This window comes from Chryseobacterium pyrolae (genome assembly GCF_025153485.1).
Taxonomy (GTDB): Bacteria; Bacteroidota; Bacteroidia; order Flavobacteriales; family Weeksellaceae; genus Chryseobacterium; species Chryseobacterium antibioticum.
This window is the reverse complement of the sequence record NZ_JANZQH010000001.1, coordinates 440,336-464,783: the sequence shown is the minus strand read 5'-3', so window position 1 is coordinate 464,783 and position 24,448 is coordinate 440,336. Positions and strand designations below refer to the sequence as shown.

Annotated in this window: 18 protein-coding genes; 6 read left to right on the top strand and 12 right to left on the bottom strand. The window is 36.6% G+C overall.

The window, feature by feature from the left end:
* Positions 1–14: 14 nt before the first annotated feature.
* From NZD88_RS02010 to purB, 4 genes are read right to left on the bottom strand one after another with little or no spacing between them, the layout of a single operon-like run.
* Entirely contained in the window at positions 15–1,439 is a 1,425-nt protein-coding gene (locus NZD88_RS02010; RefSeq protein ID WP_259827021.1) for a serine hydrolase, read from the bottom strand.
* Positions 1,440–1,450: 11 nt separating this feature from the next.
* Positions 1,451–2,410, bottom strand: coding sequence for a WG repeat-containing protein (locus tag NZD88_RS02005; RefSeq protein WP_259827018.1), 960 nt, complete (start codon positions 2,408–2,410; stop codon positions 1,451–1,453).
* 32 nt (positions 2,411–2,442) lie between these two features.
* Positions 2,443–2,976, bottom strand: a complete 534-nt coding sequence (locus NZD88_RS02000; protein WP_259827017.1) for a hypothetical protein — start codon at positions 2,974–2,976, stop codon at positions 2,443–2,445.
* Between the two features lie 49 nt (positions 2,977–3,025).
* A complete protein-coding gene (purB, locus tag NZD88_RS01995) occupies positions 3,026–4,453 on the bottom strand; it encodes an adenylosuccinate lyase (protein ID WP_259827016.1) in 1,428 nt (475 codons plus the stop codon).
* A 257-nt stretch (positions 4,454–4,710) separates the two neighbouring features.
* Between purB and NZD88_RS01990 the strand changes: the two genes are divergently transcribed.
* The 3 genes from NZD88_RS01990 (at position 4,711) to NZD88_RS01980 (ending at position 7,181) form a co-directional block, all read left to right on the top strand.
* Entirely contained in the window at positions 4,711–5,592 is an 882-nt protein-coding gene (locus tag NZD88_RS01990; protein ID WP_259827015.1) for an AraC family transcriptional regulator, read from the top strand.
* Between the two features lie 66 nt (positions 5,593–5,658).
* Positions 5,659–6,825 (top strand): iron-containing alcohol dehydrogenase, encoded by a 1,167-nt coding sequence (locus NZD88_RS01985; protein ID WP_259827014.1) that lies wholly within the window; start codon positions 5,659–5,661, stop codon positions 6,823–6,825.
* A gap of 206 nt (positions 6,826–7,031) precedes the next feature.
* Positions 7,032–7,181 (top strand): bacteriocin-like protein, encoded by a 150-nt coding sequence (locus tag NZD88_RS01980; RefSeq protein ID WP_259827013.1) that lies wholly within the window; start codon positions 7,032–7,034, stop codon positions 7,179–7,181.
* Between the two features lie 149 nt (positions 7,182–7,330).
* Here NZD88_RS01980 and NZD88_RS01975 read toward each other — a convergent pair whose 3' ends face one another.
* A complete protein-coding gene (locus NZD88_RS01975) occupies positions 7,331–7,471 on the bottom strand; it encodes a bacteriocin-like protein (protein WP_259827012.1) in 141 nt (46 codons plus the stop codon).
* A 316-nt stretch (positions 7,472–7,787) separates the two neighbouring features.
* Here NZD88_RS01975 and NZD88_RS01970 point away from each other — a divergent pair, with 316 nt between their 5' ends.
* From NZD88_RS01970 to NZD88_RS01960, 3 genes are all read left to right on the top strand, one after another.
* The gene (locus tag NZD88_RS01970; protein ID WP_259827011.1) at positions 7,788–9,644 is read left to right on the top strand and encodes a tetratricopeptide repeat protein; all 1,857 of its coding nucleotides are present in this window, start codon (positions 7,788–7,790) and stop codon (positions 9,642–9,644) included.
* Positions 9,645–9,646: 2 nt separating this feature from the next.
* Complete coding sequence (locus NZD88_RS01965; protein WP_259827009.1) at positions 9,647–10,408, top strand: LytR/AlgR family response regulator transcription factor; 762 nt, start codon at positions 9,647–9,649, stop codon at positions 10,406–10,408.
* Positions 10,409–10,495: 87 nt separating this feature from the next.
* Positions 10,496–13,963 (top strand): DUF7619 domain-containing protein, encoded by a 3,468-nt coding sequence (locus tag NZD88_RS01960; protein WP_259827008.1) that lies wholly within the window; start codon positions 10,496–10,498, stop codon positions 13,961–13,963.
* A 102-nt stretch (positions 13,964–14,065) separates the two neighbouring features.
* Here NZD88_RS01960 and NZD88_RS01955 read toward each other — a convergent pair whose 3' ends face one another.
* From NZD88_RS01955 to NZD88_RS01925, 7 genes are all read right to left on the bottom strand, one after another.
* Positions 14,066–14,479, bottom strand: a complete 414-nt coding sequence (locus NZD88_RS01955; protein ID WP_259827007.1) for a hypothetical protein — start codon at positions 14,477–14,479, stop codon at positions 14,066–14,068.
* 292 nt (positions 14,480–14,771) lie between these two features.
* Positions 14,772–15,161, bottom strand: coding sequence for a hypothetical protein (locus tag NZD88_RS01950; protein ID WP_259827006.1), 390 nt, complete (start codon positions 15,159–15,161; stop codon positions 14,772–14,774).
* Positions 15,162–15,248: 87 nt separating this feature from the next.
* Positions 15,249–17,576 (bottom strand): beta-glucosidase BglX, encoded by a 2,328-nt coding sequence (gene bglX, locus NZD88_RS01945; protein ID WP_259827005.1) that lies wholly within the window; start codon positions 17,574–17,576, stop codon positions 15,249–15,251.
* 218 nt (positions 17,577–17,794) lie between these two features.
* A complete protein-coding gene (locus NZD88_RS01940; protein ID WP_259827003.1) occupies positions 17,795–18,502 on the bottom strand; it encodes a carboxylesterase family protein in 708 nt (235 codons plus the stop codon).
* 109 nt (positions 18,503–18,611) lie between these two features.
* Positions 18,612–20,003, bottom strand: a complete 1,392-nt coding sequence (locus NZD88_RS01935; protein ID WP_259827002.1) for a glucoamylase family protein — start codon at positions 20,001–20,003, stop codon at positions 18,612–18,614.
* A 73-nt stretch (positions 20,004–20,076) separates the two neighbouring features.
* Complete coding sequence (locus NZD88_RS01930) at positions 20,077–21,495, bottom strand: RagB/SusD family nutrient uptake outer membrane protein (RefSeq protein ID WP_259827001.1); 1,419 nt, start codon at positions 21,493–21,495, stop codon at positions 20,077–20,079.
* Between the two features lie 12 nt (positions 21,496–21,507).
* A complete protein-coding gene (locus NZD88_RS01925) occupies positions 21,508–24,330 on the bottom strand; it encodes a SusC/RagA family TonB-linked outer membrane protein (protein ID WP_259827000.1) in 2,823 nt (940 codons plus the stop codon).
* Between the last annotated feature and the right edge of the window lie 118 nt (positions 24,331–24,448).

The window sequence follows — 24,448 nt, the reverse complement described above, 5'->3', positions numbered from 1 at the left end:
GATTCTTTATATTTTTACAGCTTCAACGTCAGATTATTGTCATCTGTTCCGTCTGTATTGGAAGCATTTCTTGATGCATTGATCCAGTCTTCTCCGTTCAGAATCAGTTTAAAAGTATAGATTTTTCCTTTTTCGAAACTAGATTTTGGAACTTCCAATTCGAAGCGATTATCTTCTTTTTTCGTTAACTGAAAGTTTTTATTGTCTGTCTTCCAATCATTGAAAGATCCTGCGACAGAAGCGCTATTGATCAGTTTTGAATTTAAATTCTTTGGATGCGTATAGATAAATACAACGTTATCTCCTTTCAGAAAGTATCCTTCTGTTTCCTTTTTGCCCGGTTTTGTCGTCAGATCATTCATCAATCTGGCCACCGAATTATAAAGAGCCGGAAACGTATCCGGACCGCTGACATTTACAATAACGCAAATACCCATATTCAGTTCAGGGTATATCGTAAACCAGACTTGGTCTCCGAATGCTCCTCCATGCTTATACCCCATTTTCCCATGTTCGCTAAGGCCATAACCGTCCCAAAAATACCCGTACCAATCTCCTTTACTGTTGCTGATATTTCTTTGAGATTCCTGAACAATGGAGTTTTTTGAATCCAGTTCATACTTTAAGAACTTCACCATATCTCCCATCGTCGATTTGGTTTTTGAACCCCCTGAACCCCATAAATGACTTATGGATTTTGGCATCAGACGTCCGCTCGAATGATATCCATTTGCTAAGACTTCATTTTTACCCAATTCCAGTTTGGTGTGATCCATTCCTGCTTTTGAAAAAATCTTTTCTTTAAGCAGTGTTTCATAGCTTTGACCATATATATTTTCCAGCATCAAACCTGTAAGTTCAAGACTTAGATTGCTGTAGCTATATTTGACTCCGGGTACCGTATCCAGTTTTACTTTTTGAAGGTCCTGCTTAAAATGATCTTTTGTATAATTTTCGCTTAATTTATTGTATTGAAAAGGCGTTTCATCTGACATTTTTTTCCTGATTTCGGTGTCATCAGGCAGATTACGCGGCAGTGCTGTTCTGTAGGAAATCAGATCTTTAATTTTAATCGGAGTTCCATTGTATTCTAAATTGGGATATGATCCTTTCAGATACTTACGGATATCGTCTTCAAGATTAATTTTATTTTCCAAAACGGCCTGAGCCAACAATTGTCCTGTAAAAAGTTTGGTCACCGATGCTATTTCAAAATAGGTATTGTTATCTGCTTTGTTTCCCTTTCCTTTATCTATTTCCCCGTAATGTTTTGTATACACCTTACCATCTTTCACTATTCCGACAGATACGGAATAGGCCCCTGATTTTTCTTTTAATTTTTGTGCATTGACCTCCATAATGGAATACACGTCTTTCTGGCTTTGTGAGAAGCTCTTTGCGGACATAAGAATCAATAAAAAAATCGACAGGTTTTTCATGGGGATTATTGTTATTTTATAAATTTATTAGGATTGTCAGGATATTCCTTCTGATATTGTTCCGCTTCTTTCGTTTCATTTTTCAGCCATTGATCAAAAGGAATTTTATCATTGTAATCCATAGCGTACTTTTCTTTTCCGTCTTCTGAAACAAGAAATGTAAACCTGTAGGAACTCTGATTGTTCTTGCTCATTGAATAAACATTTACCTGATAATAGGGAAAGTTTTCTTTTGGTCTTTCTACAATTTCAAAAAGCAATTTCTTTTCAGCATCAGACATTCCGGGATAAACATTTACGTAATACAATCCTGAAAGTATTTTATTTTGCTTTTCAAAAAACTGAAGAATAGTCTTCTCTTTTTCGTTGTATTGAAATGGATACGGATAATATTTTCCTTGAATTTCTTTGTCTTTATCAGATTGTTTTACAACGGCTTTAACGGTTTCTCCTTTGGTATTCATCACCCCCCAGGTTCCCCCTACCATTGCTTTATGTTCATCTTCTGTTTTCTCCCAGTCACAGCCATCACAAAACACAGCGTAACCGTACTCAAAATATGAAACAAAGTCGTGTTTGGCTTCTATGGCAATTTTCCCATTCCGGTCAACAAAACCAACTTTCCCGTTTTTGACGAATCTCCTTAAGCCTTCATTGAAATAATCGGCTCCATTGTCATAAAAGAAAGGTCTGTACAGGAAGTTTCCTTTTTTATCATATACATAACCCCAGGCATTTTTCTCTTTGGCTTCCCCTTTTTTGGAACCATCCAAATAAATGGTTTCCTCTTTTACAAGATCTCCATCTTCAAGATTTGAATATATTTTAAACTGGGCGGGAACAATAATTTTCCCGTCCTGATCTTTCACTCCTACCAATGTATCTTTTGAGATAAAATACTTTAAAGCCTCTTTCTTCTGAGAAAAAGAAAGAATGGGTATTAATAAAATGGTTAAAAGTATTTTTTTCATTTGATCTACTTGGTAAAAATCATTAACAATAGTTAAAACTGTCCAAATTCATAATTATGGTGTAAATTCAAAAGGGCAAAATGGGGATCTCTTTTGAACATCAAATATGATCCGTCACTCAAAATAAGAGCAGAGCAGCCACATTGAACTTTTGTTTTGAAAATAAGCTTTTTGAGAATTTCCTGATCATCAATAATAATAGTATTATCCCAAAGTTTTAACTTATTCATACTTTTTCCAGGTTGTCTGAAATTATACGCCACAGCTGTTTCAAATTTTTGATTAAATCGTGAAGTATAATTCTGAAAATTTTGTACAACTTTATTAATGTAATCCTTACTTTTATTATCTAATCCATTCCAACAGTTTTCTTTATTGAAATCATATTTGATAAAAATAGTATCCGTTACTTTTAGATTTTTTGAAAGTAAATAATTCTTCAATTGTTTATATTCCTCTTTTGTAAGCTGAAAAGCCTCTAGTTCCTCAGATCTGAACTGAGAAAAAGCTTTCACAGAAAACAAGCTCACAAAAAGCACTATAAAAGAGAGAAATATATTTTTCATGAATTGTTTAATTTCAAAAAAATATGCAGCCCAGAAGGCTGCATAAGCTTTATACTTTAAGATCAGCCTCCAATCCTATCAGGTCTTTATTCTGATCCAGAATCGGCTGGACTTCATTGCTGATGAACTCTTCCGTCTGAATAGGGGCAAAACCGATAAAGTTTTTAGGATCTAAAACTTCTTTTAATTTTGATTTATCTAATTTTAAAGAATCATCGTTTAAGATTCTTTCAATAAGGTCATTTTCTTTTCCTTCCTCTTTCACTTTCTTAGAAGCTTCCATAGAGTGAACTCTGATCACTTCGTGAATTTCCTGACGGTCACCACCTGCTTTCACTTCTTCCATAATGATATATTCTGTTGCCATGAAAGGAAGCTCTTCTTCAATATGCTTGTTGATTCTGTTAGGATACACAACAATTCCGTTCATGATATTGTTCCAGATCAACAGGATGGCATCAACGGCAAGGAATGCCTGAGGAATAGTCAGTCTCTTGTTGGCAGAATCATCCAGTGTTCTTTCAAACCATTGTGTAGAAGCTACCATAGCAGAACTGGTTGTCAGAGACATTACATATTTTGCCAATGCTCCGATTCTCTCACTTCTCATTGGATTACGTTTGTAAGCCATAGCAGATGAACCGATCTGGTTTTTCTCGAATGGTTCTTCAACTTCCTTCAGATTTTGAAGAAGACGTAAATCGTTGGTGAATTTATGGGCAGACTGAGCAATATTTCCTAATAAAGCGACAACCTTCGCATCGATTTTTCTGTCATAAGTCTGACCAGAAACGCCAAATACTTTCTCGAAACCGAATCTTTTTGAAAGTTCTTTATCTAAGTGTTTTACTTTAGAATAATCACCATTGAAAAGCTCTAAGAAACTTGCAGCAGTACCGGTAGTTCCTTTTACGCCTCTGAAACGAAGCGTTTCAAGGAAGAAATCCAATTCTTCAATATCAAGAACAAGACTCTGTAACCAAAGTGTCGCTCTTTTACCAACGGTTGTCAGCTGAGCCGGTTGGAAATGGGTGAATCCTAAGGTAGGAAGATCTTTATACTGAATAGAGAAATCAGCTAAGCTTTTCATAACGTTAACCAGCTTTTTCTTTAAGATTAAAAGCCCGTCACGGATCTGAATAAGGTCTGTATTATCTCCTACAAAAGCCGAAGTAGCCCCTAAGTGGATAATTCCTTTTGCTGAAGGCGCCACATCACCATACGTGTGAACGTGAGCCATTACATCATGACGGAATTTTTTTTCATACTCAGCCGCTTTATCGTAGTCGATGTTTTCGGCATTAGCTTTCAGCTCAGCAATTTGTTCGTCTGTAATGTCAAGACCAAGATCTTTTTCAATTTCAGCCAAAGCTATCCAAAGCTTTCTCCAGGTACGGAATTTGTTATTATGTGAGAAATTAAACAACATTTCTTCACTGGAATAGCGCTCTTCCAATGGATTTTTGTAGGAATTCATTCTTTCTTTTACTTTTTAGATGTACAAAAATAAGGATTTTCAGTGAGAGATGAAAATTGTAACGGCTGTTTTAAGCTCCTCCTGAGAGCAATTTTATTTTCTTCATCCGTAAATCAATAAAAGCCTGTTTCCAATGCTGTTGTTTCTCTCATCAATTGTATAGATAAACACAGATATTGCCTTCTGTTTCATTCAGATTTACTGAAAAGGACTAATTTTGCTGCTTCATTTTTAAACAACAATAATTCATCAATCCCATGCGCTTAAAGAAACTGGAAATAAAGAAAAATATCCAAAAGGAAGAGGATAAAAACCTGTCTTTCCGCATTTTTGATCTGAATAAGGAAAGGCTCGAAGAATATCAGCAGCCCCACAAAAAAGATCATTTCTGTATTATTGTCATGGAAACCGGCCATCTTCAGGTGCATATTGAAGAAAAAGTACATAGTCTTAAACCTGGAAAAATCTCTGTGATTTTCCCTGAGCAGGTTCAGTTTGTCTCGAATTTAAGTGAGGATTTAAAAGGAAAAATCATTTTGTTTGAAGAAATACTATTCTGCTCTGATATCCTAAAAAATGAACTGAGCACCTATAATGTCAATCTTTCTACACAACTTAACTGCACCATCCTTCCTTCTAAGGAGTTTGAACGAAGCAGGCTGCTGCTGGAGACCATCCAGGACATTTACATGAACCCGAGTCTGATCAAAAAAGAACAGGCTCGTTTTTACATTAAAATTTTCCTGTTGGGTCTTATTGAATCTATTCACGGATTGCACCCGGTACTGTACAAAGAAACTATAGATAAACCTTTGTATGTACGCTTTAAAAAGGATCTTAATCAACATTATAAAGAGCAGCGAACGGTTCAATATTACGCTGACAAGCTGAACATTACTCCTAAAAAATTAAATTCCATTACGAAAAGACATTGTGGAGAAACGGCTATTCATGCCATTCACAACCGTATCCTCATAGAGATCAAAAGGCAGCTTTTATTTTCGGACCTTACGCATAAAGAGATTGCTTTTGATCTTGGTTTCAATTCTCCTTCTGCCCTTAATAAGTTTGTAAAATCCAAATTAAAAGAGACTCCAACGGAACTTCAGCAGGAACTGGCGCAAATGTATAACGGATAGTCTCATTTGTATAACATCCCCCATTCCGGCTTATCTAATTTTGCATCATTATAAGCAAAAAAGAAAATGAGTAAATTATTTATTGCAGGAGAAGTTTTTCATGGTCCTGGAAGTCTTGAAGAATTAAAAAATATTAAAGGTAAAAAAGCAGTTATCGTAACCGGAGGCAGTTCTATGAGAAAAAGCGGAACGCTCGACAGAGCAGTTGCTTTCTTAACTGAGGCCGGAATAGAAACCAAGGTTTTTGATGGTGTGGAAGAGGATCCTTCATCTGCAACCAGCCTTAAAGGGGCTGAAGTAATGAGCGCTTTTGAACCGGACTGGATCATTGGTTTGGGAGGCTGTTCTGCTATTGATGCGGCAAAAATCATGTGGGTATTCTATGAATTTCCGGATACGGATTTTGATTCATTAATCAAGCCATTCTCTGTACCTGTACTTAGAAATAAAGCTAAATTTATCGCGATCCCTTCTACCAGCGGAACCGGAACTGAAACAACAGGATTGGCCGTCATTACAGATCGTGAAAAAGGGGTAAAATACCCTATCGTTTCTTATGAGCTGACTCCGGACATCGCTATTGTAGATGGTGAAATATGTGCTTCAATGCCTGCCCACATTACATCTAACACTGGTTTGGATGCATTGACGCATTGCGTGGAAGCTTATGTTTCGAATATCGAAAACAATTATGCAGATGCATTGGCTAAAGGTGGTCTGGAAATTGTGTTTGACAACCTGAAAGAAGCTGTGAATAATCCGACTAATATTAAGGCCCGTCAGAATATGCACGATGCTTCTTTTATGGCAGGTTTAGCATTTAATAATGCATGGTTGGGAATTGTTCATTCCCTTTCTCACCAGGTGGGTGCATTGTATGGTATTCCACATGGCGCTTCCAATGCTATTTTCCTGCCTAATGTGATCCGTTTCAATGCACAGGCTACTGACCGTTTTCCTGATCTGGCCAAAGTGATTGGTAAGGAAACCGCAGAAGATCTGGCTCAGGCTGTTGAAACATTGCGTTCAGAAGTGAATAACCTTTCATCGCTGAAGGAGTTTGGAATTTCAAGAGAAGATTGGGACAAAAATCTGGATTACATTTCGAACAATGCATTAATTGATCCATGTACAGGTTTCAATCCCCGTGTACCAACACTGGAGGATCTGAAAATGATCTATAATGCCTGTTATGAAGGCCTTGTATATGCCGAAGAACCTGTTCTTGGTTAATATTCTGTTTTAACAGACATCCTAATCAGTTATTTCATCCAAACAAAACGGCCACTCATTTGAATGGCCGTTTTTATGTTTTTTTTCAGAACATTCGCTTAATTTTTCAAAAGATGGTGATTTTATTTGAATTTATTTTTTAATTTAGTAAACACGGAGCCCGAAGAGCTCATGAATTAGAAACAACAAATTAAACCAAACTTATTATGAAAAATTTAAAAAAATTATCTAAATCTGATTTAAAAATGATTTCCGGAGGCTGGGTTCCTCCACCGGGAGGCAGATGTCCGGACGGAACATGCCAGTATACTGAAAACGGGCCATGCAGAACTTATAATCCTGATAAATGCTACTAAAAGCACTTGATTCAAATTTTATGTACAGCTTTAGATCAGTTCTAGCAGTATAGAAAAAGCCGTTCTTTCGAACGGCTTTATTTTTTTTCTAGTGAATAACTAAAGGGATCAGAAAATGATCTTTAGGTTATTTGAACAATAGCTATTTGCTACAACTCAAGTCCGCAGCTTGATCCTACAGGAATGCATTTTTTCACAAATGAACACCAGAAATAACCTGGTAAACACATAGGAATACCTCCCTGAACGGTTTTTAATTCTTTTTTTGAAAGTTTTTTTAGATTTTTCATATAGTCTTTTTTTGATCTTTCCTACTCTATAAGCTTTTCGGATTCTGCTATGATTTGGTAAGACTAATATACATTTTTTAATCGAAAGTATAATTCTAACGAATATTAATTATTTTTTCAGAAAAACCTTGAACCATTTTTAAAGTCAATCAAAGTCTGCTCCATCGAATTCTCGTTCAAAAACGTAGTTTCCTCATTTATGTTTTCATATTTTTTTAGATTCATCTAAATTTGCAATGAAACACAACTGATGAAAAAAAATTATTCCCTTTTTTTCTTTTTTTTCATAATTACTTTTTTTTCAGCACAACAAAACGTGCCGGATTCATTAGTTATTATATTAAATAAGACAACTGATCTTTCAAAAAGAACGGAAATTTTAAACAAAATATCTGATTCTTATAAAACTTCGGACCCGGATGCCATGCAAAAGTATGCTGAAGAAGCATTACAATCTGCCAAAAAGACAAAGAATGCAAAAGAAGAAGTTTTGGCTTTGCAGAATCTGGGAACTTCAAATATTATTCTAGGAAATTACAATAAGGCACTCCAATATTTTGATCAGGCGGAACAAAAAATATCAAATCTGAACAAAACCGATCAAAGCATACAGGAGATTTCAGCTAAAAATTTTGGCAGCAAAGGAATTATATATTCGGAACAGAATAATTATTCCCTGGCTTTAAATAATGATTTTAAAGCCATGAAATTATACGAAAGCAGCCACAACGAAGTGCAATTATCGAAGATTTATAATAATATTGGGGTTATTTATCATTCCATTGATGACCATGAGAAAGCTTTATATTATTTTCTGAAATCGTATACTGTACAAAAGAAGATAAAAGCAGCTTCACTGGGGGTTTCATGTTCGAATATCGGTTTAATTTATTTAGATAAGAATCTGCCTCAAAAGGCTAAAGTATTTTTTGATGAGGGTTTGAATGAGTTTCAAAAAAATCCCAATTCCCGTGAACAGGGAGAGCTGTATAACAATATGGCCCAATACTATATGGTCAAAAAGCAATTCGGAACAGCTAAAGACTATTTATTAAAAGCAGAAAAAGCTTTTAAAAGTACAGAAGACCGATTTGGGCTCTCTAATACCTATCTGTTTTTAGGCAAAATTTATTATACTGAAAATAAGCTTGATCAAGCACTGGAATTTGCCAATAAAAGTCTTGAAATCTCTAAAGAACTGGATTTACCTGAAACTACTGTAAAAAGTGAAGAGTTACTTTCTCAAATCTTTGATAAAATGGGGAATAAAGAACAAGCTCTTATTCATTTAAAAAACTACAATGTAGCGAATAAAAACCTGACAAAAATTGAAAATGCAAAGGAACGCATCAGGACAGAGCTGGATTTTGAATCTGAAAGGCACGAAATCGAGCAAAAAGAAAAGACAAACCGGGAGAAGATCAAATGGTATTTCGGCTTTTTGCTATTGCTAATTATTTTGGCAGGCATCTATTTCTTTTTCCGAAATAAAGAGCGTGAAAAAACAATCCTTCTTCAAAAACGACTCACGGAGTTTCAGCACAAAGCTCTGCACCTTCAGATGAATCCTCATTTTGTTTTCAACTGTCTGGCGGCAATTTCTTCATTTATTATGCAGAATGATAAAGACGAAGCTATAAAATATCTTGCAAAATTCTCAAAGCTTATGCGTCTGACACTGGATTTCTCTAAAGAATCACTTATTACTATTGATAAAGAAATTGAGTCTTTAAAAAATTATCTGGAGCTTGAACAATTGAGATTTAATCAGAAATTTGAGTTTAAAATCATCAAAGATCCTTTAATAGAAGACGATACTGCGCTTCCCTCTCTTTTACTTCAGCCTTACATAGAAAATTCAGTTATTCATGGGGTTGTTCCCAAGGAAGGGCAAGGTCTTATTCAAATACATTTCAGCCAGACTTCGGAATCATTAATCTGTGAAATTACAGACAACGGAATAGGAATAGAAACTTCTAAAAAATTGAAAAAGAATCTGGTGAATGTGCATACATCTATGGCCATGGAAATTTCACAAAAGAGACTGGAAACGCTTGAAAAGCTTGAAAAGAAAAAGCTGAACCTGACGATAACAGAAATAAAAGGCGAAAACAATACAAGTGAAGGTACAAAGGTAGTCCTGGAACTGCCATTAGAATATATAAAAGATTAATTATGATCAATGCTGTTATTATAGACGATGATGCCCATTTACGTGAAGGCATGAAAGAAATGCTGAAACTCTACGCTCCGGAAATTGTTCTTTTGGGAGAGGCCGAAAGTGTAAAATCCGGTATCGCACTGATTGAAAATAAGAAGCCTGAAATTGTGTTTCTGGACATCATGATGAATGACGGAACCGGTTTTGATATTTTGGAGCAGCTGAATGAAAAGCAGGGACAGATTTCTGCGCATATTATCTTTATTACCGCCCATGAAAAGTTTGCCATAAAGGCTTTCAGATTCAGTGCTTTGGATTTCTTATTGAAGCCTGTAGATCCGGATGAACTGAAAAATGTCATCATAAAAATCAAAGAGATACAACACAGAAGCAGTACGCATAAACATATAGAACTGCTTCTTGATAATATCAGCAGAAAAACAGAGAGTTTTAAAAAGATTGCCCTTTCAACTTCAGAAGGAATCCATCTGTTTGAAATAAAAGACATTATCCGTTGTGAAAGCGAAGATAACTACACAAAATTTTACATTAAAAATCATAAGACCGTCATTATTTCCAAAACGTTAAAGGAATACGAGGAACTTTTGGGAGAGCATGGCTTTGAACGTATCCATCAGTCTCATCTGATCAATTTAAATGAGCTGAAATCTTACATTAAAAAAGATGGCGGTTTTGTCATCATGTCAGATGGATCGAAGCTTCAGGTATCGCAGAGAAAAAAAGAAAAGCTGCAGGAACTGATCAATAAGCTATAAATTCCAAATAGAAATCTGCGAATTCCCACTCGCCTTAGTTAAAAAAACAATAAAAAATAAATTCGACAAAAATTATTTAAACACTTTATGAAAACAAAGTTATTATTTTTCGCAGTGCTCACCTTCTTTTCATTAGGAATAAAGGCACAAATTATTAATATTCCGGATGCTAATTTTAAAACTAAATTGCTGTCTTCTTCATCTTCGAATACTGTTGCAAAAGATTTGAATGGAAATTATTTTGCTATTGATGCTAATAGTGATGGAGAGATAGATGTAAGTGAAGCCAGTGAAGTTTCTGAACTTAATATATCTAATTCAAATATTTCTTCTTTGGATGGAATTTCAAATTTTTCACTCTTCTATTTTGATTGCAGCTATAATCAAATTACGTCGTTAGATATCTCTTCTATGACTAATTTATATTACCTTGATTGCAGTCATAATTCATTGACCGTTTTAGATTTGACCGCTTCATCCAGTATTATCAATATAAACTGTTCTTACAATTCTCTGACAAGCTTACAATTAAACAATTCTTATAACCAAACAGAAAGTCTGGATTGCAGTCACAATTCACTTACAGGCTTAGATTTGACTGCTTCACCGTATGTTGTCAATATCAACTGTTCTTATAATTCTTTGGCAAATTTACAATTAAGCAGTTCTTCCACTCAAATGGAAAATCTGGATTGCAGTCATAATCAGCTTACCTCATTGGTTTCACCTACTGTATCATACGGTATTCCCAATCCCCTTAATATTAATTGCTCGTATAATCTGCTGACCTCTTTTTCTCTTCAAGATAGTGTTGCTTATGGAACTATCAACTGCAGTAATAACCAAATGATCAGTCTTACGATTAAAAATAAAAATGTAGCTTCCTTGGACTGTAGTAATAATCCACTATCAGAACTTAGTTTTCAAGATATAAAACTCCAGACTTTATCTTACCTTAATGTAAACAATACCAATATAACCAGTATATGTAAAAACGAGGGAGATATTTTGCCTGCTACAGGCAGTGTACCTCAGACCGTCTGCAACGGAGCTGTATTGGGAATGGATCCTGGTCTAAAAAAACTTCTGATTTCTACAAATGCTTCTGTTTGTAATAGTCCAGGGTCTAGTATTTATTACTGGGGAGCACGAGATAGCAACCAAAACTGTATAAATTTAGATTCTGATGAAGATGGCGAACTTTTACAAACTGATTTAAATCAAGTAGCCTATATCAATTTTCATTATGACCCTATCAATTCCTATAATCCCAATTTTGGCACGACCTCAGGCATAAGCCATTTGGTAAATCTAAAAGGAATAGAAGGTATAATTGGTGGTACATCGTCATATCAGGTCGCTTATTTAGGACACATTGATATTGATGGGCTTCAGAATTTAGAATATATAAATTTAGCAAAGTTCTACGCTGCATCCTTAAAAATTAAAAATACACCTAAATTAACAAGTGTATTCACCGGGGGTTATCATTCAAATGGTTTTGGAAACACCTCGCTTTATGAATTTGAAAACTGTCCATTACTGGAAACTGTTAAAGGGATAGAGAGTAGCATCCAAACTTTAACATTTCAAAACTGCCCAAATGTAAAAGAAATAGATGTCACTGGTAATAGATTATCTGCTTTCGATGCGTCTTCCCTTAACAATTTAGAAACGCTACACTTGGGGAACTTCCTGAATTATGGATCAAATGATATAGTTGATCGTGCTAAAAACACACTAACAAGTTTAAATTTATCAAATAAATCCAAACTGACTACTCTTACCTGCAAAAAGGGCGTATTGTCTTCTTTAGATATAAGTAATTGTCCTTTACTTGAAATGGTAAATTGCAGTGATAATAATTTAACTTCCCTAAATCTTAGCAACACTGTGATGCCTTACTTACCAGCTGTTTATAATTTTGATTTTAATAGTGATGGCGTTAATTTAAGCTGTTCCAATAATCAATTATCTTCTGTAAGTATGGAATCAGCACAAATTGCTAAAGCAGATTTCAGCAATAACCAGCTTAGCACTCTTTTTTTAAAAAATGGATACACTGAAGAGGTCACTTTTAATAACAATCCGAATATTAGCTATATATGTGCAGATGATTCTCAAATATCTGCTGTACAGGCGTTAATCAACCAGTATGGTTATAATACGACCTGCAACCTAAACACGTATTGTTCTTTTGTTCCCGGTGGAAACTACAATACCATCACAGGCCTGGTGCGTTTTGATGAAAATAATAATGGCTGCGATACCAATGATGAGATATTTGAGCATATGAAGCTTAAAATAAGTGATGGAACCGATACCGGAGAAACCTTTGTAAAGAATAACGGTAAATATGATTTTTATACTCAGGCCGGGACCTTTACGGTAACAGCAGAACCTGAAAACCCTTCTCTTTTTACGGTAACGCCTGCTTCTTTCACGACAAGTTTCCCCAATAATAACAACAATATTTTTACCCAGAATATTTGTGTTGTAAAAAATGGAAATGCCAATGACCTGGAAGTTGTGATTGCTCCTGTAACGGATGCTGTACCGGGATTTGATGCAAAATATAAACTGATGTGGAGAAATAAAGGAAATACTACAATTTCCGGAAGCGCCGCTCTTACATTTGATGCCTCAAAAATGAGTTTTGTTTCCTCTTCATTACCGTCAGCAACCTCAGGAAACCAGATCACTTTTAACTTCAGCAATTTAAAGCCTTATGGCAATGCTGCATCAGAAATTATATTTACGATCAATACTCCAACTCATTCTACAAACCCTGTAAATTCAGGAGATCAATTGATTTTCTCAGCAAAAGTAAATCCTCTTGCAGGCGACATCAATCCTCAGGATAATGTATTTAACTATAAGCAGATCGTGGTCAATTCTCTTGATCCTAATGATATTGTATGTATTGAGGGAAATACAATCCCTGCAGCTATGATTGGTAATAATCTGCATTATATCGTTAATTTTGAAAATACAGGTACTTCCAATGCAGTTAATATTGTGGTTGAAATGGATATAAATCCTGCAGATTTTGATATTTCAACCCTACAATTACAAAATGCTTCTCATTTGGCTTATACAAGACTGAAAAATAATAAAGTTGAATTTATCATGAAATTGGCGAATTTAGGAAGCGGAGGTCATGGAAATATTTTGATGAAAGTAAAATCAAAAAATAATCTGGCTCCTGGTGATCAGGTAATCAATAAAGCCAATATCTATTTTGATTATAATTTCCCGATTGTGACCAATGAAGCCACAACTCATTTTGAAACTACTCTGCAGTCTGATGAAACATCAAAAGACGGATTGGTAAAAATATATCCTAATCCTACGAAAGGAGATGTCAATATAGATGCTGATTCAAAAATCCAGTCGGTTGAAGTGTATGACGCTCAGGGAAGAATTATTCAGAAACAAATCGGAATTAATTCTCAAAATACCAAAGTAAGCATTCACAGCAGTAATCAGGGAATGTATTATTTTAAAGTAATGACTGATAAAGGAATACTCCTCAAGAAAGTGATTAAAAATTAAATATAAAAATGCCCTTCAGTATTTCTGAAGGGTATTTTTGAATCTCATCAATCAAACAAAAGCCGCTCTTTCGAAGCGGCTTTGTATATTATAAATCAGGATTTACTGATAAATCACAACATCATCTTTCTTAAGCTGGTAGCGTGTTTTTTTGTATGGAACTAAAACATAAGCTTCTTTAATATAGCTTCCACTTTTCCAGATTTTGCTTTTCCCTTCTCGGGTAAGGATAATGCTTTTTGCATTTCCATCCGGGATGAAAATTTCAGCCCTTTTCATATCTTTACTAAAAATAACAGCTGTCATAGTAGTGTAACTTTTATCTGAGTTCACTTCCTTTAATTTGATTTTCTGTTCAAAAACCTTTACACAATCATTTTTGATTTGTGAATAGGTATAACCTGCTGAACCTATACAGCCATGAACATCTCTATCACCTCCTACCACCGGAGATTTTTGTTGGGTAAAGGCTAAAGAACTGACGAACATTGCGCCCAATAAAATAGTTTTTCTCATAGTAAAATATTAATGGTTTTAGTTTTATAAATAACAACAGCAACAAGGTATTAGTTGATCCAAGATACAAAAAAAAGTTTCTCGTTTTAAGAGACTTATCAATTTATTATTTAGTTCTGCTGATTTCCGGGGTGCTGTGTTGTTGGAGTTGGTTTCGTTTATATTGTGAAATTCTCCAGATTCCTGATTAAATTTTAAATTTATATTTAAAGAATTCACCACCTTTATGCTGTTAAAAACAAAAGAGACTGCCTTAGCAGACAGCCTCCATTGTATTTATAAAATTTGTGGTTTACTGATAAATCACAACATTGTCTTTTTTAAGCTGGTATCCGTTTTTCTTGAAAGGAACCAATACATAGCTGTCTTTTTTCCATGCTTTACCTTTCCCTTGTCTTGTAAGGATCAGGCTTTCTCCATCTGTATCCGGAACAAAAACTTCAGCTTTTTTCATGTCTTTGCTGAAAATTACGGCAGCCATTGAAGTAGAACTTCCTTTAGGATCAACTTCTGTCAATTTAATCTTCTGTTCAAAAACCCTTACACAATCTTTTTTGATCTGGGAGTAGGTATATCCTGCAGAACCGATACATCCGTGAGCATCTCTATCACCGCCTTTGATCTGCTGTGCAAATATAAAAGAACCCAGAAACATTGAGCTAAGTAAGATTATTTTTTTCATAATTATTATTTTAACGTTATAACTGTGCTATTAAAAATCGTGCCAAAAAAGGGGAAAAGCCACTCAAAAGAATGGCTTTGACTTTTATTATTTTGTCCAATTGATTTTTGAATGTTTTACATCATCAGAATTGGTTCCGATCATGATATCAAATTCTCCCGGTTCCCAATCAAACTTCAATTCTCCATTGTAGAATTTCAGGCTTTCCGGGGTGATATCGAAGGTTACTTTCTTCGATTCTCCCTTTTTCAGGAATACTTTCTGGAAGCCTTTCAGTTCTTTTACCGGTCTGGTAATGCTTCCGACCATATCTCTGATGTAAAGCTGTACGACTTCAGCACCATCGTAATTTCCACTATTCGTTACCGTTACTGTCGCCTGAACGGTTTGATTTCCTTTTGGATTTGAATTGGAAACGGACATGTCGGAGTACGCGAATTTAGAATAACTCAGACCATATCCAAACGGATACAGGGGCGTGTTGCACTCATCCATATAATTGGAACGGAATCTTTCGTATACACATTTATCCACTTTATCCTGGCTTAGAGGACGACCTGTGTTTTTTGCATTATAATAGATAGGCACCTGCCCTAAGCTTCTTGGGAATGTCATTGGAAGTTTTCCTGAAGGATTTACTTTTCCAAATAAGACATCTGAAATAGCGTTTCCTGCTTCTGAACCGGGAAACCATGCGTTGACAATAGCATCAGGCGTATCTTTTACATTGGTCAAAGCCAGTGGACGGCCCGTGAAAAGAACCATAGCGATTGGTTTTCCTGTCTTTTTCAACGCATTCAATAAATCTACCTGAGACTGAGGAATGGTAATCTCTGTTCTTGAAGAAGATTCTCCGCTCATTTCTGCAGATTCCCCGATAGCAAGAACAATAACGTCTGCTTTACCAGCTACCTCTACAGCTTCTTTTAATAGTTCTTCTTTAGAACGGCTGTCTCTGTCTGTTTTCTTGCCGTGAGCGGCATAGATATCTTCTAATTTAGCATCGTAATCAATGTTCGCGCCTTTTGCAGAAAGGAATTTCACTTCTTTTCCGTAATTAGCCTGAAGGCCTTGCATCAGAGATACTGAAATGGCATGTTTTGTAGCAACACTCCATGTTCCGGCCATGTTCAGTGAGTTATTCACCAACGGTCCGATCACTGCTACTGTTCCTGATTTTTTCAACGGAAGTACCTGATTTTCATTTTTCAGTAAAACCATAGACTGGGCTGCTGCACTTCTGGCAATGTTACGGTTTTCCATATTGTAAACCTCTTTTGTGGCCAGTTTTGCATCCCCGTAACGGTAAGGATCATCGAATAATCCCAGGTCATATTTTGCTTCCAGAATTCTTTTTGCTGCCATATCGATCTCAGCCTGGGTTACTTTTCCTTCATCCAGAGATTTTTTAAGAGTGGTCAGGAATCCCTCTCCTACCATATCCATATCGACTCCGGCTTTTAGGGCTAAGGCAGATACCTGCTGAAGGTCTCCCATTCCATGTTCTATCATTTCATTGATTCCGGTATAGTCGGTCACAACAAAGCCTTTGAAGTTCCACATTTTTCTCAGAACATCAGTCTGAAGCCATTTACTTCCGGTTGCCGGAACACCATCCACCTCATTGAAAGAAGCCATTACGGAAGCTACTCCCGCATCTACTGCAGCTTTGTACGGTGGGAAATATTCATTGAACATTCTCACATGACTCATATCTACCGTGTTGTAATCACGGCCGGCTTCTCCTGCCCCATATAATGCAAAATGCTTTACACAGGCTAAAATGGTGTTACCAACAGAGAGATCTTTCCCCTGGTAACCATAGACCATATTTTTGGAAACTTCACTTCCTAAGTAAGGGTCTTCTCCTGAACCTTCAGACACTCTTCCCCATCTTGGTTCACGGGAAATATCCACCATTGGCGAGAAAGTCCAGTTGATTCCGTCTGAAGAAGCTTCTTTCGCAGCAACTCTTGCAGACTGCTGTACCAGATTCATATCCCATGAAGCTGCCAATCCCAAAGGAATTGGAAATGTAGTTTCATAACCGTGGATGACATCCATCCCAAAAATCAAAGGAATTTTCAAACGGCTTTTTTCAACAGCCACTTTCTGAACTGCTTTGATCTTCTCAGCTCCTTTTATATTGAATAATCCTCCTACTAACCCTTGCTCTACTTTCTTTCCGATATCCGAACTTTGAGCCAGTCCTGTTGTAAAATCTCCGGAAGTCGGCAGATTCAACTGACCAATCTTTTCATCTAAAGTCATTTTAGATAAAAGATTTTCTACGAAAGCTTTTCTTTTCGCCTGATATTGTGCTGTCTGGAAAGACTGCACCGGCTTGGTTACCATTTCCTGTGCGGAAAATATAGGTGAAAGTGCTAAAGCCGCGAGTACAATTAACTTTTTCATAAATCTATCTTCTTAAATTATAGTTCTAATTTTATTTTATTGTTTCGATGGGGAATATTTTTATTTTTTGAATTTAACGCTAAGGCGCTAAGGTTTAATATATTTCTATGTTTTTAAGGCGCAAATATTTTATCGGAGATACAATTTGATCATGTTATCATTTTCTTGCCTTTCCTGAAACATTTTTAATTTTTAGTTCTTAATTCTTCACCAAAACTCTATTCTCCTTTTTTCTTAGACAGCATCCATTCATACAGTTTTGGGTCTGAATAGGTAGAATCCCATGAATTGTGATTGTCATTTGGAAAGATGACCAATTCTGCTGAAGGATTTACCGGATGCAATCTTTGGTAGAAATTAAGTGCATTTTCCGGCAGAACAACATCATCCATCCCTCCATGGAAGATTTTCATGTTCAGATCTTTATATTGATTGATATTCGCATACATGATCATATCTGTGGGTGCGCAGACAGGTACTACTGCTGCAAACAATTCGGGATGTTCCATAGCAAGTTTTAATGTTCCCCAGCCTCCCAGTGAAAGTCCTGTGAGATAAATTCTGGAGGCATCAATTTTATATTTTTTCTGAATTTCCTTGATCAGGTTATACAGGGTAACCGTATCCCACCATGAATCTGCAGGGCATTGTGGTGCTAATATGGCTACAGGCTCCTTGATCAGGTTTTTATAGGTGAACGGACTGTGAACTTTAACTGCTTCAAGATTATTTCCTCTTTCTCCTGAACCGTGAAGAAAAACAATCAGCGGAACATTTCCTTTTACCTTTTGAGGATAATCGAGAATGTAGGATATTTTCTCTGTCCTTTTAATTTCTTTGTTTAATTCTCCTTTTATTTCCTGTGCATTCATAGGCAGCGAAAACGTCAGAAGTAAAAGAGGAAGGTGTTTTAGTTTTAATTTCATAGCAATATTTTAGGTTTCGGCTAAAGCCATTTGGTGTGTTCTTTTTTATTTAAACGGGCTAAAGCCCGCCAGATGTTACCACAGATAAAAATAGCACTAAAAAACCAGATTACCTGATTCCGTATTTCGCAGACTGGAAGCTTAATTTCTTAAGTCCCTGCTGAATCTCGGGAGCATTCATAAATAATTTCCACAGAAATCCTGTTCTGTAGTTCTCGATCATCGGAGCAATGGTTCCCTGATCTATGGCTAAATATCTTGGGGTAAACCAGTCGTTGTAATTTACTGAAGTTGCATCATAAGGTCCTGCTGATCCAATAAATTCAGGTTTTTGAGTGTAGAGAAATCTTAAAAAGTCCATAGATTCTTTGGGCGTATATGGAAAACTGCTCAATGCGGCAGTAGGTGTTATCACCCCATTATCATTGGTCGGCATATGAGCCGTATAGCCTGCGGTTCCGTCTTCATTTCTTGTGTATCCAGCTGTGAGCCCCCAGTAATTGGAACCATAGCCTTTCCATTGTTTTGGATTTTCCACACAGTATTTATAGTCGATAAGGACTTGATTTTTGTTTAGGTCAAAATAATTTTTCACCAGTTTATCGGAAAGCCCGGTAGGATCCAGGCCGATATAAGAATATTGTGACCAGAAAAGCGGTCCGCCGTATTCTTCGGCATAATTGTGTTTTACATACAGAGGAAGTCCGTATTTTGTTTTGTCTGTAAGGTAAGTTCCGTTTCTCGTCCAGCCTTTGTAGTAGGTTTCGGCATCGATAGGATGGGTAGGTGATGAAGCTGCCAGAATATAGGTAATGAGGCATTCATTATACCCTTCCAGAGGAAAATTCATTTCCCATTGATATTCCGGTGACCAGTGCCAGTAAAGTACTTTTTCACCTCCTTTTGTATACCAGTTCCATTGAATTCCTTTCCAAAGCTCATCGCATTTTGAAGCCAGTGCTTTTTCTTCGGCATTCCCGTTTTTAAAGTATTCGCGGACCATTAGAATTCCCGAGGTAAGAAATGCAGTTTCCACAAGATCCCCGCCATTGTCTTTTTTCCCGAAAGGAACAGTTTTCCCTGTTTCTCCGTTGATCCAGTGAGACCACGCTCCTTTATGACGGTCTGCTTTTGCAAGAAAATCCATCATATGGGTCAGTCTTTTTACGGCTTCTTTCCTTGGAATAAATCCTCTTTCCACGCCTACCAATAATGTGGCCAGTCCAAATCCTGAACCACCTGTAGTGACTACGTGCTTGTCATTATCCGGATAGATGTTGTCTTCATGATAACGTTCTCTTCCCAACATGGATTTTGGTTCTGCATAATCCCAGAAATATTTTAATGCCTCTTGCTGAACTTTATCCATCAGCTGTTCATCTGTGATGTCACTTTTTACGGCTTTATTTTGAGTGGTTTCCTGCTTGGGCGTTTGGGTATTTTTGCAAGAAGATGCGAAGACTAAAGAGGCTAAGGCAATTGATAATACGGTCCTTTTCATGAAATCTTTTTTTACCTGGTTCTACTAAAAGAAGAGGAGAACTTTCATTCTCCTCTAAGCTTATCATTAAATTTTAATATCCTGGGTTCTGGGTAAACAATCCAGTACTTTCATTGATAGCATCCAATGGAATCGGGAAAAGCTCATTCTTTCCAGCTTTGAATCCATAAGGTGCCAGTACTGTAGCAGCCTGTCCTGTTCTTACCAGATCTACAAAACGGTCACCTTCTAAAGCCAGCTCTACTCTACGCTCATGCCAGATCGCTGTTCTAAGAGCTGTTTGTGTAGAAGCTGTGGTCACTCCTAAATGGGCTCTATCTCTTACCTTATTTAGATTTGTGATAGCAGTTCCTGTATTTCCAAGTTCATTGGCAGCTTCAGCATTGATAAGAAGTACTTCTGCAAATCTCAAAATTCTGATATTTTGTTTTGAACCGTATGCGCAGGCATTGTTGTTCTGAGATTTCGGAACATATATTTTCTGGTTATATGTTGTTACAGAGCTGGCATCTCCCATTGCAATAAGGTCGCCTTCCGGGGTAGTTTCTCCATTTCTAAGAATGGTCAGTTCTTTTCTGATATCTCCCGGTTCAAATGCATTTTCCAACGCCTGAGAAGGGGTGAAGAATCCCCAGCCGAACTGATCTCTTACTCCCTGAACTTCAGCATACTGGCTTCCTCCATATTGTGATGAACATTCACAGTTCACTTCAAATACTGATTCTGATCCAAATTCTCCTGCAATTCTGAATAAATGATTGAAATCCTGATCCAGACCATAACCCATACCCATCACCTGATTAGAGGTGTCGTATGCTTTCTGCCAATCCTTTTTATACAGATAAACTTTTGAAAGCATTCCCAAGGCAGCACCTTTGGTTACTCTACCAAGATCAGACGCCCCATAAGATTGAGGAAGAACTGCTGCTGCACTGGTAAGATCGGAAATAATGAAATCATACACTTCTGCGGCAGAATTTCTAGGAATTTTATACGTAGATGGGATACCGTCAAAAATGGGAACTCCACCGTAAATTCTTAATAAATTAAAGTAAAAATAGGCTCTCAACATTTTGGCTTCCGCAACCAGTCTCTCTCTCAAAGTAGAGTCCATGCTGATATTCGGAACGTTTGTAATCACCTGATTACATCTGTTTACAGCCTGCCACTGCCCGATCCAGTATCCTCTTACCCCATCATCACTTACCGTGTATGTAAACTGATCATAAGCATTAATGAAAGATCCATCACCAGGATTGGAACCTTTAACAACGTCATCTGCCGGTACTCCAAATACAAATTGATAAGGAAAAGCCGAGTTTTCCCAGCTTCTTAGAAAAAGGTAAATGGCATTGGTTGCCTGCAAGGCATCGTCCTGTGTCTTGAAAAAAGATCCAGCTTCTGTTGCCCCTTCCTGTTTTATATCCAAATAGTCGTCTTTACAACTGATCACCAGTGAAAATAAAGCGACGGATAAAAATATTTTTTTCATGATTTTCTCTAATTAAAATGTTAAATTCATACCAATGGTATAGATGGCTGAAATTGGATAGATACTGTTGTCTACACCCATTTGTACTCTGTCTGTATTTAAAATCTCCGGAGAGAATCCGTTATACTTAAAGCTTGTCCAAGGATTTTGAGCACTTACATATAATCTAAGCTTTGTAAGCAATAAAGATTTAGCAAAATCTTTAGGCAGGTTATAGCCCAATGTAACATTTCTAAGTCTTATATAACTTCCGCTTTCTACGAAGAAGCTGTTCGGCTTAATGATTTCCTGGTTATTGGTTGTCATAGAATAGGTATTTGAAGTTCCTGCTCCATGCCATCTGTTGTTATAGAAATCTAAATCCCAGTTCTCATTTCCATAACGCTGTTCGCGATTATAGTTGTAGATCTTATTACCAAATACACCTTGAAAATCTAGAGAAAGGTCAAAATCATATACATTTAAATTAACACCAAAACCATACGTTCCTTTTGGAATCGGACTTCCTAAGAATGTTTTATCTCTGGAATCGATTACTCCGTTTCCATCCATATCCTGGAATTTAAATCCACCAACCTGAGCAGAATTCTGGTTCGCCCATGCATTGATTTCCTGTTGATTCTGGAATACACCTGCAACCTGATATCCATAGTATGAACCTACAGGCTGCCCTTTTTCTAATCTTACGATAGAGTTTCCAAATAAGCTTGCTCCTGTATTTAAGTATGAACCTTCATATACAGAAGTGATCTCATTTTTAATAGTCGTTAAGTTTCCGTAAACCCCTAACTTTATTTTATCATTGATTCTGGTATCATAGTTCACAGATACTTCAAAACCTCTGTTGCTGAACGAGTATGCATTCGTAACATAGTTATTCCAGTTGCTGGCACCGGATACAGTTCCCTGAACAACTCCATATACCACATCTTTGGTATCTTTATCGAAGTAAGTAGCATCAATTTTAAGCTTATTGTTAAATAACCCCATTTCCAAACCGATGTCTCTACCCGTCGTAGTTTCCCAGCCTATGTTTGGGTCAATAACTGTATCGATAGTCTGTGCCGGAGCTCCTGTATTTCCATAATAAGCGCCGTCTTTAAAGATCGTCGTCAAAAGAGTATAAGCTCTCTTTACATCAGGATTTCCAAGTTTACCCCAGCTTGCTCTTAATTTTAATAAACTAAATACATTCTGGTTGTTCATAAACTCTTCTTTAGAGATTACCCATCCTGCACTTACTGCCGGAAATATTCTGTGTCTGTCGTCTGAAGAATATTTTGAAGTACCATCCCTACGAACAGATCCGTTTAGAAGATATTTCCCTTTATAATCATAATTAATTCTACCAAACATAGATTCAATCCTATCCTGATAAGGTGCCACGGCATAAGCTTCCACAGCATTGGAAACTTTAACGATATCTGTTCCATTAAAGATATTTAAGGACTCGTTCGTTCCGTCAAAGTAAACATTCAGGGCTTCTAAATAGGTTTGGGAATAAGAGTTTCTTGTTCTGGAATAACCGGCAAGTACCTCAAGGTTATGGTTACCAAATGACTTTTTCCAGCTTAATGTATTATCCCAGATATAGTTTCTGTTTTTTGAATCCCTTGTGATCAGCTTATTAGGTTTCTGATCTGAAGTGGGAGCAGATGTCATTTTAGGAGTAAATTCGTACTGACTCGTATTGTAGTTGTCTGTTGTATAGCTTACTCTTAATGTAAAGTCACTTAAGAACTTATATTCACCCCAGATATTATTCAGCATTCTTTCCTGTCTGATCTGCGAACGGTATAGGTCTAGCGCAGCTCTCGGGTTGGGTATTGAATAACCATTAAAGTACTGATAGTCTCCTGAAACCGGATTCATTACAGGGAAAGTAGGAGGTGCATTATAAGCATTCAGCAAAGGGTTTTTTGCAAGATCGGTACGCATCTTTGAAAATGAGAAGTTGTCTCCGATCGTTAAATGATCCGTGATCTTATAGCTAAGGTTTACCTTTGTGTTGAATCTGTTAAATCCTGTCCCTGAATTATAACCTCTTCCTGCAGCAAAGTTTCCTTCATCCTGCAGATAGCCTACACTACCATAATAATTAAGTTTTCCTAAACTACCGGATGCCGAAAAATCATTTGAGTTAATAATACTTGTCGTGAAGATCTCCTTGAACCAATCTGTATCCGCAGGAAACTGAGCTCTTGAAATAGATCCGGCGCTGTTTCCGTTGTTATCATTAAGCAATTTCTCATTGTAAAGCTCAATGTACTGGTCAGAATTAAGCATCTTAGGAACGTTCGTAATTTTCTTCACTCCCAAATAAGAACTGAAGTTATAAACAGGCTTTCCTTTTCCGGTTTTTGTTTTAATAATAACAGCACCGTTGGCTGCTCTGGCTCCAAAGATCGCTAAACTGGATGGATCTTTCAAAACACTCATAGATTCAATATCCTGAGGATTAAGGAAGGATATATCATCGGTAATCATTCCGTCTACGATAAATACGGTCTTACCAGTCAGGGAGCCAACTCCTCTGATGTCTACTCTGGGAGAAGTTCCCGGTGTTCCTGAGTTTAAAACCTGTACACCAGATAATTTACCTTGTATTGAGCTTATTGGATTAGCATTGGGTTTGTCTGCCAGGTCTTTTGCAGAGACCATCCCGATGCTTCCGGTAACATTCTCTTTTTTCTGAGATCCATATCCTATCAGGACTACTTCCTCGATCTTCTGCTCTTTTGCAGCAGTATCTCTTGGAGTAGTCTGCGCATTGACGTTCATACCGAAGTATAAAACAGCAATGAGACATGAATACTTTAAATCACGTTGTTTCATATAGTTCAATTTTATTCGTACAATCTAAATTTTCAATACTGTCCCTTCTGGTGGAGTTATCTAAATTCTCAAAAAAAGACATTAGTCAAAAATAGAAAAAAAATTGAACATTGTTAAC